This window comes from Neobacillus mesonae (assembly GCF_023715155.1).
Lineage (GTDB): Bacteria > Bacillota > Bacilli > Bacillales > Cytobacillaceae > Neobacillus > Neobacillus mesonae_A.
In genome coordinates this window covers 161,347-174,858 of record NZ_JAMBNQ010000004.1, presented here as the reverse complement: position 1 = coordinate 174,858, position 13,512 = coordinate 161,347, and the positions used below count along the sequence as shown (strand labels likewise).

General features: G+C 37.9%; 14 protein-coding genes and 1 riboswitch. Of the genes, 11 read left to right on the top strand and 3 right to left on the bottom strand.

Annotated elements, in window-relative coordinates; all coding sequences use genetic code 11:
* The first annotated feature begins 80 nt into the window (after positions 1–80).
* From M3183_RS06590 to M3183_RS06570, 6 genes are all read left to right on the top strand, one after another.
* Positions 81–230 carry a DUF3934 family protein gene (locus tag M3183_RS06590; RefSeq protein WP_251467805.1) on the top strand — a complete coding sequence of 50 codons (150 nt, stop codon included), beginning with the start codon at positions 81–83 and terminating at the stop codon, positions 228–230.
* Between the two features lie 207 nt (positions 231–437).
* Positions 438–824, top strand: coding sequence for an SET domain-containing protein (locus M3183_RS06585; RefSeq protein WP_251467804.1), 387 nt, complete (start codon positions 438–440; stop codon positions 822–824).
* Between the two features lie 129 nt (positions 825–953).
* The gene (locus tag M3183_RS06580; RefSeq protein ID WP_251467803.1) at positions 954–1,163 is read left to right on the top strand and encodes a hypothetical protein; all 210 of its coding nucleotides are present in this window, start codon (positions 954–956) and stop codon (positions 1,161–1,163) included.
* 975 nt (positions 1,164–2,138) lie between these two features.
* Complete coding sequence (locus tag M3183_RS06575; protein ID WP_251467802.1) at positions 2,139–2,693, top strand: MATE family efflux transporter; 555 nt, start codon at positions 2,139–2,141, stop codon at positions 2,691–2,693.
* A 212-nt stretch (positions 2,694–2,905) separates the two neighbouring features.
* Positions 2,906–3,412 carry a CBO0543 family protein gene (locus M3183_RS27430; protein WP_396953701.1) on the top strand — a complete coding sequence of 169 codons (507 nt, stop codon included), beginning with the start codon at positions 2,906–2,908 and terminating at the stop codon, positions 3,410–3,412.
* Positions 3,413–3,550: 138 nt separating this feature from the next.
* On the top strand, positions 3,551–4,102 hold the full coding sequence (locus M3183_RS06570) for a CBO0543 family protein (protein WP_251467801.1): 552 nt from the start codon (positions 3,551–3,553) through the stop codon (positions 4,100–4,102).
* Between the two features lie 713 nt (positions 4,103–4,815).
* Here M3183_RS06570 and M3183_RS06565 read toward each other — a convergent pair.
* Positions 4,816–6,366 carry an ABC-F family ATP-binding cassette domain-containing protein gene (locus tag M3183_RS06565; protein WP_251467800.1) on the bottom strand — a complete coding sequence of 517 codons (1,551 nt, stop codon included), beginning with the start codon at positions 6,364–6,366 and terminating at the stop codon, positions 4,816–4,818.
* A 166-nt stretch (positions 6,367–6,532) separates the two neighbouring features.
* On the opposite strand from M3183_RS06565, the gene M3183_RS06560 reads away from it, so the two are divergent.
* Both M3183_RS06560 and M3183_RS06555 read left to right on the top strand, forming a co-directional pair.
* On the top strand, positions 6,533–7,009 hold the full coding sequence (locus M3183_RS06560) for a CBO0543 family protein (protein ID WP_251467799.1): 477 nt from the start codon (positions 6,533–6,535) through the stop codon (positions 7,007–7,009).
* Between the two features lie 320 nt (positions 7,010–7,329).
* The gene (locus tag M3183_RS06555; RefSeq protein ID WP_251467798.1) at positions 7,330–7,542 is read left to right on the top strand and encodes a spore germination protein; all 213 of its coding nucleotides are present in this window, start codon (positions 7,330–7,332) and stop codon (positions 7,540–7,542) included.
* Positions 7,543–7,566: 24 nt separating this feature from the next.
* Here the strand turns inward: M3183_RS06555 and M3183_RS06550 are convergent, their stop codons facing one another.
* Positions 7,567–8,877 (bottom strand): nucleobase:cation symporter-2 family protein, encoded by a 1,311-nt coding sequence (locus M3183_RS06550; RefSeq protein WP_251467796.1) that lies wholly within the window; start codon positions 8,875–8,877, stop codon positions 7,567–7,569.
* Positions 8,877–9,470 carry a xanthine phosphoribosyltransferase gene (locus M3183_RS06545; RefSeq protein ID WP_251467794.1) on the bottom strand — a complete coding sequence of 198 codons (594 nt, stop codon included), beginning with the start codon at positions 9,468–9,470 and terminating at the stop codon, positions 8,877–8,879. The genes M3183_RS06550 and M3183_RS06545 overlap by 1 nt, the downstream gene beginning before the upstream one ends.
* Before the next feature lie 137 nt (positions 9,471–9,607).
* Positions 9,608–9,709, bottom strand: a riboswitch (purine riboswitch).
* Between the two features lie 213 nt (positions 9,710–9,922).
* Between M3183_RS06545 and M3183_RS06540 the strand changes: the two genes are divergently transcribed.
* From M3183_RS06540 to M3183_RS06530, 3 genes are all read left to right on the top strand, one after another.
* A complete protein-coding gene (locus tag M3183_RS06540; protein ID WP_251467791.1) occupies positions 9,923–10,930 on the top strand; it encodes an NAD(P)H-dependent flavin oxidoreductase in 1,008 nt (335 codons plus the stop codon).
* Positions 10,931–11,181: 251 nt separating this feature from the next.
* Positions 11,182–12,375 (top strand): glycine C-acetyltransferase, encoded by a 1,194-nt coding sequence (locus M3183_RS06535; protein WP_251467789.1) that lies wholly within the window; start codon positions 11,182–11,184, stop codon positions 12,373–12,375.
* A 26-nt stretch (positions 12,376–12,401) separates the two neighbouring features.
* Positions 12,402–13,364 (top strand): L-threonine 3-dehydrogenase, encoded by a 963-nt coding sequence (locus M3183_RS06530; protein ID WP_251467788.1) that lies wholly within the window; start codon positions 12,402–12,404, stop codon positions 13,362–13,364.
* Positions 13,365–13,512: the final 148 nt, after the last annotated feature.

Genomic DNA, 13,512 nt, shown 5'->3' with positions numbered 1-13,512 from the left:
TTATTGCAATAGCTTGGTTAGCAGCTAAAATGGCTAAACTAATCAAAAGGTTACAACCTAGAAAACATTGGGGTGATGAAATGAGTAAAGCTAAGAGTAAAGGCGGAACAGGCAGAGGAACAGGCAAGAAGGGATGGAATCGCTGGCAAGCTAGTGCCAACAAATTAAAGAGTGCAAAACCTTATATAAGTAAAGGTACAAAAAAAACGGTTGATGAAAATGACATCTAACAATTGTGATTATTTCATCTTGAATTAATCCTCTGTTATTATAAAAATAATTGATGAAACAAGTTCCGGTTATTACCACATTAACAATAGGTTATGGAAGTAGTTAGAAGTACATATCCTAAAGAAATATTAGAGATTCTCTTTTCTATATAAAAAGAGCTCATTTTTCAATTAAATAGATAAAGAAAGAATAGGCAGGTGAACAGTATGATTGAAGTAAAAAAATCCCCACTAAGTGATGGAGATTTCAACAGAGGGGTATTCGCCACATGTGATATAAAAAAAGGAGAGCTTTTGCATGAAGCACCCGTCATTTCTTATCCAAACGACCAACATCAATATATTGAGAAAACCTTACTCGCTGATTATGCTTTTGAGTATGGAATAAATCATTCTGCGATTCTTCTTGGTTATGGAATGTTGTTTAACCATTCTTATGAACCGAATGCCATTTATGAGATTAATTTTAAAAATCATACATTTGATTTCTATGCTTATAGAGATATAAAAGCAGGAGAAGAGATTTTAATCAATTATAATGGCGATGTTGATGACAAAGATCCACTATGGTTCAATCAGGGCTACAAAGAATAGAAAAATATTCAAAACCTCGTGTTATAATATGAAATTTAGGATAATTACGATTTTTGCTCATAATTGAACAATTGAACGGATGCCTGGAAACACCCTATGCCAAGCCATAAAATATCGAGGTGTAAGAGAATGAATAAACGTTGGACAATTGGTAAAATTAAAGAATTTGTTGAGAACAATTCGGAGAGTACGTTGCTAACGACGGAATATCACGGTTTTTCTCAAAAGTTACTATTTAAATGTGCATGTGGCAACAATTTTGAAAAAACCTTTACTAAATTTAAAAATAATCACCAACGTAAATGTGACGTGTGCCAACCGCCAAAAGCGTCACGCTAAAACGTATAGCGAATAAACGAAGTACCAATTTCTATATTGGTGCTATTTATAGAGGTAATATGATGGATGATGAGTTAGTGAATGAAATGATCTCCAATCGCTATTTTAATTTGTATTGTTCTTTTTTTATAACAAATAAATTAAGCTGACCGGATGCTTTCACTATATAAAGGGTTCAGCAGTCTGCTTTTTTTGCAGTAATTACAGCTTATCTAACCATGGTCAATTGAATAGGGCAACAAAATGGACTGCTTGCGGCAGTCCATTTTTATTACCGTCATTAAACTAAGCGTAAGTAGATGAAGGAGATGATGGCAAAAAAAGATCCTTAAATATTTTTGGTTTCTTCATTTTGCACCGCTATTTTTCTCATTAAGCAAATCAATGAGCGATTAGTTTTGTCCTTTATATTCTATCAGTGAGTATTAAATCCATCAAAACTACAATAATCCACCCCTATACGGTTCAAGGCAGATTGCAATTACAGAACTGGTGCTTGTTGAGTTAACGTATCTTTCGAGAAGGATAATAGATTTTTCTTATTGATCGGGGCAGGTTAGCGAAATATAAAAATTGTTATGATAGGATAAAACAGGGAGAAGTAAAATGAAAGTAGAGATGCTTCATGCCTTTTTCAAGTAAAGCAAAAAACGTTTTAAATATAGCCTGGCCAGCTATAGGGGAATCTTACATAGAAATGAATATCGTCCATGTCATACTTGACTACCTATTGATTTTTGGATTGGCTCAATACATGGATTAGGGTTAACTGGGGCAGCGATTGCCATGATTTTAGCAAGAATTATGGTTTTGTTCGACTGTTTAAAATATCCCAACATATCCCTTACATTGCATTAAAATTAAGTGATTTCGGACTTGTATGGAGTTTAGCCTGGAGGATGATTAAGTTTGCGATACCTGCAATGTTAGAAAGGTTGTCGATGAGATTGGGGCAAGTCATTTATTTTGGCTTAATTGTACGCATGGGAACAGAAGTTTTATGCCACTCATAATATTGCGGGGAATTTAACCACATTCGCTTCTACAATAGGCGGAGGATTTGCTGTAGCATCCAGTTCTTTAATTGGTCAAGCAATCGGGGAAAAGAATCAATCCGATGTGAAGGAATATAGGAAATGGAGCTATATCCAATCTGCCATTGCCATGACCTTAGTTACTGCAATTCTTGCCTTGGGAAGTCCCTGGATAGGTAAAATATTTACGACTGATAAAACAGTTCTTCATTTGTTATGTATCATCTTAATAATTGATACGGTTTCTCAGCCGTTCTTAGCCTCCATTACCATCGATACTTCCGTGATCCAAGCTGGCGGGAACAGTAATTTCCCGATGATTGTCACGTTCGTTGGAATATGGGTAATCCGAACATTAGGTGTTTATATCTTTGCATGGAAACTAGGATTTGGATTACCAGCCGTATGGACTGCTATTGCAGCTGATAATGCACTAAGGGCAGGATTATTTGGATGGTATCGCAAACAGAAAAAAGTAATCAGAGATTTGGATTAATGTAATAAAAAAACAACTAAGAGCAAGATTGTTAAGGAATGTACTTAAACAAACGGGTGAGTTACTTGAAGAAACGGCTGCCATTTTTAATTGAATAATAGTGACATTTGTTGAAAAAGGATATAAATTGAAGCCTATACCTCGATGTAACTAATGATAATAATTCTGCCGAGTGGAAAGGATAATGGTAAACACTTCGAGGGATTGGTCTAATGTATATTCTTATTAATGCTTTTTATTTGATTGCAGCGTTAATATGGGGGGATTGGAGAAATTGGAAACAGTATTATCCCACCATTCTTTTCTTTATAATTGGAGACTTTTTATACAATTTTTTACTTTTTAAAAAATCGATGTGGATTTTCCATGATTTAATTTTACCAAATCATACAATGATAACCCTCTTAGCTATGACGATCTCTTATACTGCAACCGTATTGATATACTTAGGCAGGTTTCCGAAAGATTGGATAAAACGGTTTTTTTGGTTTTTGTTATGGTGGGGAGTTTATATAGTAATTGAATATATTAACAATAAGATGGGATTTATTACTTATCATCATAATTGGAATTTTGGATGGTCTGTAATCTTCACAGGCATTATTTTCTTTATTTTACCGATTCATCAGAGAAGACCTCTACTTGGTTGGTTTTTATCCATTATCATAATTGTATATTTGTTGAATATCTTTGAAGTGAAAATTAGCGATATGAAGTAATATTTCGATTGAGAGGTATATTTAGCTTTTTCTTCATCTAGTTGTTATTGTCTTTAATTTTGAGAGCAAGGTGATAAACGCCAATAGGGGGTAGATTATAGTTGATTATCCCCATCTGCATATGAGAGAGTGATAAAGTTGAAAGCAGCCTATCCAAGCTATGATGAAATACGAAGTATTGAATATAAATTAGCTGAAATGAAAAACGAATATTGGCTCCACCACGATGTGTTTACATTTCAATGGTGGTTACTTTTGACCATATTTATTCTTCCTTGGATTTTATGGTGGAGGTATGTTGATAAAAATAGATTAAAGGATATTGTGCTTTTTGGGAGCTTATTAATGCTTTTGGTTGGACTATTGGACGATATAGGTGTTAATGCTCAACTTTGGTCATATCCTTATCAATTAGTACAAGCAATACCAAGATTAGCCGCAATTGATTACGGTATACTTATCGTTGCTCATATGACTGTTTATCAATTCTATACAAAATGGAAATCATTTATTATTGTTAATCTAGTTATGGCAGCTATTTTTACTTTTATATTTGAGCCTTTGACTGTGTGGCTTAATATTTATAAACTTGATAACTGGAAATACATTTATTCGCTTCCAATTTATGTTGCAAAAGCTGTGTTTGTAAAATGGTTAGTTCAAAGAATAAATACAATGAATAAAGTCTAATCTGATTAATTCCAAACTGGTCAACTTAAATTAATTCTCTTAAAAAATTGTGAAGAATTTCACATAAATAAAGGGGCTTGATTTTAATAAAGAGTCGCTGCAGCGGCTCTAACTTGGCGGCTTAGTTCAAAAAGATTATAGCCAATTTCCTCTTTATTTCGTATTTGAACGATAATATGCGGGTATCAACTTAAGGGTAATATATTTTTTATCCTCGAACTTTAAAAAATGTTCTACAAGCGGTTTATAAGTGTTATTATAGTCTATCCATTCTTATTTGAGTTGAAAATGTATATAACGTCTAAAGTACATGGGGAGTTAATAAGATGGAAGATAAGAAAATGTCAAAAAGATGATAGATGAAAACACAGATGAAATTGAAAAACGAATAAATTAGAAAATTTTAATTTGGTCAGAGTATGTAGTTTTTTCTCGGTTATGGTGGTTAGTAGATAGAAAGAAGATATAAGTGCAAAATTAAAATGGTTATTCAACTAACTGCCTTATAAAATAGAAACGCTTGGTTCAAATCCAAGCGTTTTAGTTACTTATTTCTACTGTTATTTATGTTGCCAAACATAGTGTGTTTTTGGATGATATTTCATTTGCTTTCTCGACGGTATCGGAACTGTTTAATCAAGTTGGATCCCCTTTATGTTTAAGGAAAGCTGCTTAGAATAATCCGAGCAGGTACGAGCAGTGCTCGTTTCTTTCTAATTAGTCTGAGCCCATTCTTCCACATTCCAGATTTTCGTTACCCAGTCCTCATAAAATTCTGGTTCGTGGCAGACCAGTACGACCGTTCCTTTGTATGCTTTTAAAGCTCTCTTTAATTCTGCTTTTGCATCGATATCAAGGTGATTCGTCGGTTCGTCAAATAAGATCCAGTTGCTTTCCGTCATCATCAGTTTGCATAATCGGACCTTTGCCTGTTCACCACCGCTAAGCTGATTAAGCAGCCTTGAAATATGTTCGTTTTTTAAACCGCAGCGGGCGAGGGCAGCACGGACCTGATGCTGATCCAATTGCGGGAAGGCATTCCATACATCATCAATAGGAGTGATCATTCCAGCTTTGACTTCCTGTTCAAAGTAAGAAGGAAAGAGGAAGTCGCCTCGCTCCACTTTTCCGCCAAGCGGATCAATTTTTCCAAGCATGGTTTTCAGCAATGTAGATTTTCCTACCCCATTGCAGCCAATAATGGCCACTTTCTCACCGCGCTCAAGCGTCATGTCCATCATTGGCAGAAGAGGGTGGATATAGCCGATTTCAAGGTTAGAAGCCTCAAATACATAACGGCTGCTTGATCGTGATTCTTTAAATTCAAAGGTTGGTTTTACAGCTGTTTCCGGACGGTCGATCCGCTCTAAACGGTCTAACTGCTTTTGGCGGCTTTTTGCCCGGCCAGTTGTAGAATAGCGCGCTTTGTTGCGAGAGATAAATTCCTCTTGTTTCTTAATGAATTCCTTCTGTTTTTCATATGCATTGATATGCTGGTTCTTTGTCATTTCAGCTAATTCAAGGAATTTTTCGTAACTTGCCGTATAACGGGTTAGTTTGGAAAATTCTAGATGAAAAATTACATTGGATACCTGGTTCATAAACTCGGTATCATGGGAAATTAAGATAAATGCATAAGGATAGTCTTTTAAATAAGAAGATAACCAGCGGATATGCTCCACATCTAAATAGTTAGTCGGCTCATCCAGAAGCAGTACCTGCGGCTGCTCCAGAAGAAGTTTAGCAAGCAGCACCTTTGTACGCTGTCCGCCGCTAAGTGCAGCCACATCACGGTCAAGACCGATGGCATCGAGCCCCAGCCCCCTGGCAGCTTCTTCAATTTTCATATCTAATGAATAAAATCCGCCTGCATCAAGAGCATCCTGAATTTCCCCCATTTTTTCTAAAAGGGTCTCAAGTTCTTCAGGTGAGGCTTCAGCCATTTTGGCGGTTACTTCATTTAACTCTTTTTCCTTTTCAAAAAGGGGAAGGAAAGCGTCTCGGAGCACATCACGCATGGTTTTCCCACGTGTCAGCACGGTATGCTGGTCTAAATAGCCGTAATGTACACCAGGGGTCCATTCTACACGGCCCCCATCGTGAATCAGCTGGCCTGTAATGATGTTCATTAATGTCGACTTCCCAACGCCGTTAGCACCAACCAGGCCAATATGATCTTCAGCTAACAGCCGGAAGGAAACATCTTTAAATAATGTTCTGTCACCGAATGTATGAGATAAATTTCCAACATTTAACAAGCTCATTTTTCTTTGTAATCCTCGCTTTATTCAAAAATCAATCATTCTTTCATCATACTAGAATTTTACAGCCTCGACTAGAATTTTTTTATGGAAAAATCCTTTAAATTTAAATTAAATGAATAGTTTTTGGGAGGGATAGGAAAATTAAGTTAAAAAAAGGAAAAATTTTATGATTGGACTTATTCTGGCAGTAATTTTATTTAATTTTATCAGCTTTAAAACCAATAAAATATTATCCACTAATCAAATCGTCCATATTTGGACATTTACGATTGCCCTGCAAACTCTATTCGACATGTATGTTGAGGTTAAATACCATGGGTACTGGTACTTTAGCAAAGGAATTGAACTTGCCGGACTGATTCCTCATTTAGTATTGATTCCTGCTGTCAATATGATGTTCTTAAATTGGTATCCGCAAAACTCCAAGCTGTTAAAAAAAATACTTTATTTTACAGGATTTGTGATTGCGATTTTGATTTATGAGGCGATTACCTTGCTGCCTGAACCGTGGGGGTATTTTCATTATGGATGGTGGAATTTATGGTATGCTATCATCATCGATCCCATCCTGCTGCTTATTTTATTACAATATTATAAGTGGATTTGTAAATTAGAAAAAAAATCAGCTTCCCATATTAAATAGCTGTTTAATCAATAATCCCGCTTTAACGGACAGTAAGAATACCACCTCAAGATTATGAGTAAAAAAGAAGCTGGGCGGGAGAGCAGCTGCCTGTAAAGGTTTGATTGGTGAGATACAGCGAAACTTACCGATGTGTTAGCAAAGGTCTGATTGAGCCAACCTGAGTTTGTACTGACACTTAATCGGTTCGAAAGCAGCGATTAAGTGTCAGTACAACAGGACTATCCATCCGCGGGGGATGAAAAAACCGCTGATGGAAGTTTCACTTTATTTATGCTTGTACATATTATATTAGAAATAGAATGGAAGGAGGTTGGTTTGTGGCAGGCACACCTTTGAATGTCAATATAGGAACCATTTCCGGCGGAATTGTAAACTTTGGAGGCGCAGTGAAAATTGCTCCAGTTTCCGTTACAAAGACTGTTTCTGGTTCAGGTGAAGGGAACACTGGTTCAAACGTCACAACTGCGAATGGACTTAGTAGTGGTACAGTCAGTGATATCATTAGTATGATTAGACGGAGCATCGAGTAGCTCCGTCTACCTTTCTTTCAATCCTTATGAAGCTTTTAAACCCTTTTCAGTCTGCCTTTGCATCTGTTTAGCGGGCTTTATGACATTAAAGATAATGTTTAAAAAGATGGCTGTAAGACTTCCGGCAACAATTCCGCTGTTCGAAAGAATTTTTACACTATCAGGCAGGGCATCAAATAAAGTTGGAACAGTGGTAACACCAAGACCAACACCTACAGAGCAGGCGATGATTAAAAGATTTTCCTGAGAAGTGAAATCTACTTTACTAAGCATTTTAATCCCAGAAGCGATAACCATTCCAAACATAGCAACCATTGCACCGCCAAGGACAGCTGTCGGAATCACGGTTGTTAGCGCACCGATTTTTGGCAAAAATCCTAGAAATACAAGGATGAAGCCCATCAGATAAATGACTTTTTTATCTTTTACACCAGAGAATTGGACAAGGCCAACGTTCTGAGAATAGGTTGTATATGGAAAGGAATTAAAGAATGCCCCAATAACACTTGCTAATCCTTCAGCACGATATCCTTTTACCAAATCCTCTTCATTTAATTTTCGGCCGGTAATATCGGCCAGTGCAAAATATACGCCCGATGATTCTACCAGACTCACAATGGCAACCAACGTCATGGTAATGATGGGTGCCAGGTCAAACGATGGAGCAGCAAAATGTAATGGAGTCACCAAATGGAACCATGATGCTTCACTTACAGCGGTAAAGTCCACTTTTCCCATGAAGGCTGCTGCAATGGTACCAGCGATTAAGCCTAATAAAATAGAAATTGCCCGGATAAATCCTTTAAAGAAACGATAGAGTACAATAATAAATAGCAGGGTGCCAAATGCTAATGCCAGATTGGAAATAGAACCAAAATCAGGGCTGCCTTGGCCTCCGGCTACATTATTCATGGCGACCGGAATAAGTGTAAGTCCTATTATAGTGACTACAGAACCAGTCACGACTGGCGGGAAGAAGCGAATTAATTTTCCGAAATATTTAGCAATAATCAATACAATTATTCCTGAGACTAAAATGGAACCGTAAATAGACGAAAGGCCGTATTGGCTTCCAATAGCAATGATAGGGCCAACTGCCGTAAACGTGCAGCCGAGCACGATTGGAAGGCCAATTCCGAAGTAACGATTTTGCCAAACCTGCAAAAGTGTTGCAATACCGCTTGTTAAAATATCAAGTGAAACCAAATAGGCCAATTGCTCATTATTAAAATGAAGGGCGCCGCCAATAATCAAGGGGACAATCACAGCCCCGGCATACATCGCTAATACATGTTGAATTCCTAATGAAGCTGTTTGAAATGGATGCTGTTTCATTAGACAAGTTCCTCCACTTTATCATTTTTAAATAAGACTTTTCCGCCTTCAAGTGCTTCAATCTGCGCTAATGATTCAACCCTGATTCCAAGCTCTTTTAATTTGGCTGCACCATCTTGGAATGACTTTTCGATGACAATACCGATTCCTGCCAAGTTGGCTCCGCTTTGCTCTACAATATCGATTAATCCAAGAGCCGCCTGACCGTTCGCAAGAAAATCGTCAATGATTAGCACACGGTCATCTTGTGCTACATATTTTTTTGAAATGGAAATTTCGTTTGTTTCATTTTTAGTAAAGGAATGAACGGAGGCCGTCAGTAATCCTTCAGATAATGTAAGTGATTTTCTCTTTCTGGCAAAAACAACCGGGACATGTAAGTACAATCCTGCCATGACAGCTGGAGCAATACCAGAGGATTCTATTGTAACGATCTTGGTAATTCCTTCATCAGCAAATCGTGCTGCGAATTCCTTGCCAATTTCCTGCATTAATTCTGGATCGATTTGATGGTTCAAAAAGGCATCCACCTTTAATACATGTTCGGATAATGCTTGTCCGTCTTGTTTAATTCTTTCTACTAATAATTTCATAGCGACCTCCAAAATTAACTCATTTTGACAAAATAAAGAGCCCAAAGGTGTATTGCTTCACTTCAATGATGAGTGAGGCAATGACCTTTGGGCTTCTTATCGAAAGGAATAGAAAGGAAGTCCGCTTTCATGAAAACGGATGTTCATTACCCACTCATAGTCGAATTGTTTACGGCAATCCGGTAGAAACTTGCGAGCCATATTCTCGCGATTATATGAGTGAAACGTATTCAATTGATAAACACATTATAAAACAGCTAATGAGCTGAAATCAATCTTTTTTTCACAAAAAACGAATATAGGTATAAAAAAAAACGCTTTTGTTCGTGTTTTGCAAACACTTTCAATTTTGATGCTAGAAAATAGCAGAAAAAATGGATTGAATAACCATTCATTTTTCGGTACTATGAAAGAGTAAGATGTGTTCTGAAAATTCAAAAAGAGGTGTATAAATGAACAAATCAATTCCGAAATCATGGTGGAACGAATTACGATTACCGGTCATTTCAGCTCCAATGTTTTTGGTATCCGGCACCGATTTAGTGAAAAACTGCTGCTTAAATGGCATAATTGGTTCTTTTCCTGCTCCTAATGCCCGTCCAATTGAAGCGCTTGACCGATGGATGGAAACGTTGAATAAAGAATTAAAGCTGGCACGTGAAAATGAACCTAATCGAAAAATTGCCCCATGGGCGATGAATATGGTGGTACATAGTTCATATAACAGGCTTCAGGATGAATTGGAATTAATTAAAAAACACCAGCCCCAATTGGTCATAACTTCACTAGGAAGTCCCAAACAGGTAGTTGAGATTGTTCACGAATACGGCGGCCTGGTTTTTTCAGATGTCAGTGATGTGAAATTTGCTAGGAAAGCTGCTAAAACAGGAGTGGATGGACTTATCTTAGTTGCCAGCGGAGCAGGCGGACATTCCGGACAGATAAATAGTTTTGCGTTTGTAGATATGGTCCGCTCTTTCTGGGATGGGATAATTGTATTGGCAGGTTCCATTTCGACAGGCAAAGGGGTATTAGCGGCTCAAGCTGCTGGTGCAGATCTTGCATATATGGGAACAAGATTTATTGTCGCAGCAGAGAGCATGGCAAATGATGCATACAGGGAGATGCTGGTTGAAGCAACACAGGAAGACATCATGTTGACGGACGCCTTTTCTGGTGTGAATGCAAATATGTTGATACCAAGTATTAGAAAAGCAGGGCTTGATCCAGAGAAACTAAACCGAAAAGAGAAGATAGATTTTAATGACATGCAGTCAGAAAGTAAATCAAACAATGTAAAAGCCTGGCGTGATATTTGGTCTGCCGGCCATGGTGTCGGTGCAATTGACCGAATTGAACCCGTTGGGGATATTATCATGAGGCTTGAAACTGAATATCACCAAGCCCTCGAAAACCTAAACCAAAACGCAGCGAAATTAACTGGAGTACATGCCAAATAACGGAAAATGAAAAGCAGTCATTAGGCTGCTTTTTTTGAGTTCATTAGAAAAATAGAATGTTTGATTTTTAGAATAAAATTTTGTAAAATTTGTCCGCTTGACATGAACATTTTTAGGATAATATGATAAATTATAAATATGAAAACCTTTTGTTACGCGGATTTTCTGATTTCCAACTGTACGCCTCAGGTGGACAAATGTATTTTCCGTAACAACAAAAAGTAGTACATAAACCAAAAGGGGGATGTAACATGTCAAGTCAAATTTTAGAGCAATTTTTAACCGAAAACCTTGAAAATTTAAAGGGAAAAGGCCTTTATAACGTCATAGACCCTCTTGAAAGTCCAAATGGGCCAGTCATCACCATTAACGGTCATTCATTAATCAATCTTTCATCGAATAACTATCTTGGTTTGGCAACTGATGATCGTTTGAAAAAAGCTGCAGCTGATGCACTGCAAAAATTTGGTGTCGGCGCAGGAGCAGTCCGTACCATTAACGGGACATTAAAACTGCATGTGGAACTTGAAGAGAAATTGGCTGAATTTAAACATACCGAGGCAGCTATTGCTTATCAATCTGGCTTTAACTGTAATATGGCAGCGATTTCAGCTGTAATGGATCAAAACGATGCGATTTTGTCAGATGAATTAAACCATGCTTCCATTATTGATGGATGCAGGCTTTCTAAGGCAAAAATCATCCGGTATCATCATTCCGATATGAAAGACCTTCGTGCCAAAGCGAAAGAAGCTAAGGAGTCAGGAAAATATAACAAAATCATGATCATTACTGATGGAGTTTTCTCAATGGATGGGGATATTGCCTTATTGCCTGAAATCGTTAAAATTGCAGAGGAATTTGATCTGATTACCTATGTCGATGATGCCCATGGTTCAGGCGTCCTTGGTGATGGAGCGGGAACGGTGAAGCATTTTGGGCTTTCCGATAAAATCGATTTCCAAATTGGGACACTTTCAAAAGCAATCGGCGTTGTCGGGGGATATGTGGCTGGCAAGAAGAATTTGATTGACTGGTTAAAGGTTCGCAGCCGGCCATTCCTGTTTTCCACCTCACTAACGCCAGCAGATGTTGCTGCGAGTATTCGAGCAATAGAAATCTTATTGGAAAGCACGGAACTTAATCAAAAGCTTTGGGATAATGGCCGATACTTGAAAAAAGGATTAAAGGAACTTGGATTCAATATCGGAAATAGTGAAACACCGATTACCCCTTGCATCATCGGAGAAGAAACGAAATCGCAGCGATTCAGTAAACGTTTAATTGAAGAAGGAGTGTATGCCAAAGCCATTGTCTTCCCGACGGTACCAAAAGGGACCGGACGTGTTCGGAATATGCCGACTGCGGCCCATACAAAAGATATGCTGGATCAAGCCATTTCTATTTATGAAAAAGTCGGCAGGGAAATGGGGATTATTCGTTAATTTACTAACAAGGACGGGGAACATCTATGAAGCGAATATTAATCACAGGTGCTCTTGGGCAAATTGGCTCAGAGCTGACCTTGAAACTAAGAGAACTATATGGCGCTGACAATGTGATCGCGACTGATATTAAAAAAAATGACAGTGAAACAGCTTTTAGCGGTCCTTTTGAAATTTTAGATGTAACTGATGCGAAAAGAATGATGGAAATTGCAAAAAAATATCAAGTCGATACTATCATGCATTTGGCCGCACTTTTATCAGCAACTGCTGAAGTGAAGCCCGTGTTTGCCTGGAACTTAAATATGGGAGGGCTGATAAATGCACTTGAAACAGCAAGAGAAGTTAAAGCACAATTTTTCACACCAAGCTCAATTGGTGCATTTGGACCATCCACTCCAAAGGATCATACTCCTCAGGATACAATCATGCGCCCAACGACCATGTATGGGGTGAATAAAGTGGCTGGGGAACTTTTGGCCGACTATTATTATCATAAATTTGGGGTAGATACCCGCGGCTTGCGGTTTCCTGGATTAATCTCATATGTAGCATTGCCTGGCGGCGGAACGACCGATTATGCGGTGGAAATTTTCTATGAGGCTGTCAAACATCGAAGCTATACCTCGTATATTGACAAAGGTACTTATATGGATATGATGTATATGCCGGATGCGTTGAACGCAATTGTCGATTTAATGGAAGCAGATTCGTCAAAGTTAATCCACCGAAATTCCTTTAATGTCAGCGCGATGAGTTTTGACCCGGAAGAAATTGCTGCGAGTATCGCTAAATTTATTCCTGGGTTTAAAATTGATTATCAAGTTGACCCAGAAAGGCAGAGAATTGCTGAAAGCTGGCCAAACTATATTGATTCCACTGCAGCAAAAGAAGAATGGGGATTCAAATTTGATTATGATTTAGATAGAATGACACAAGATATGATAAAAAAATTAACCGAAAAATTTCAATTAAAAAAGCCAGGGTGATAAGAAAAGAGGAAGAGGTTTCGGAACCATCAGCTTTTTCCTGAGGGGGATTAGTCTCAGTCTTACTAAGTGAATAGCTCCGACACCCCGGACTCCTTTAAAGTTAGCGGTAAAGGGCTTTTTCGGAGGAATACTGGGCAGGTACTCC

Excerpts from the sequence above, each read along its gene's own strand:
- M3183_RS06590 (WP_251467805.1), top strand. The coding sequence starts at position 81 with ATGAGTAAAGCTAAGAGTAAAGGCGGAACAGGCAGAGGAACAGGCAAG.
- M3183_RS06585 (WP_251467804.1), top strand. The coding sequence starts at position 438 with ATGATTGAAGTAAAAAAATCCCCACTAAGTGATGGAGATTTCAACAGA.
- M3183_RS06580 (WP_251467803.1), top strand. The coding sequence starts at position 954 with ATGAATAAACGTTGGACAATTGGTAAAATTAAAGAATTTGTTGAGAAC.
- M3183_RS27430 (WP_396953701.1), top strand. The coding sequence starts at position 2,906 with ATGTATATTCTTATTAATGCTTTTTATTTGATTGCAGCGTTAATATGG.
- M3183_RS06565 (WP_251467800.1), bottom strand. The coding sequence starts at position 6,366 with ATGAGCTTGTTAAATGTTGGAAATTTATCTCATACATTCGGTGACAGA.
- M3183_RS06560 (WP_251467799.1), top strand. The coding sequence starts at position 6,533 with ATGATTGGACTTATTCTGGCAGTAATTTTATTTAATTTTATCAGCTTT.
- M3183_RS06550 (WP_251467796.1), bottom strand. The coding sequence starts at position 8,877 with ATGAAACAGCATCCATTTCAAACAGCTTCATTAGGAATTCAACATGTA.
- M3183_RS06545 (WP_251467794.1), bottom strand. The coding sequence starts at position 9,470 with ATGAAATTATTAGTAGAAAGAATTAAACAAGACGGACAAGCATTATCC.
- M3183_RS06540 (WP_251467791.1), top strand. The coding sequence starts at position 9,923 with ATGAACAAATCAATTCCGAAATCATGGTGGAACGAATTACGATTACCG.
- M3183_RS06535 (WP_251467789.1), top strand. The coding sequence starts at position 11,182 with ATGTCAAGTCAAATTTTAGAGCAATTTTTAACCGAAAACCTTGAAAAT.
- M3183_RS06530 (WP_251467788.1), top strand. The coding sequence starts at position 12,402 with ATGAAGCGAATATTAATCACAGGTGCTCTTGGGCAAATTGGCTCAGAG.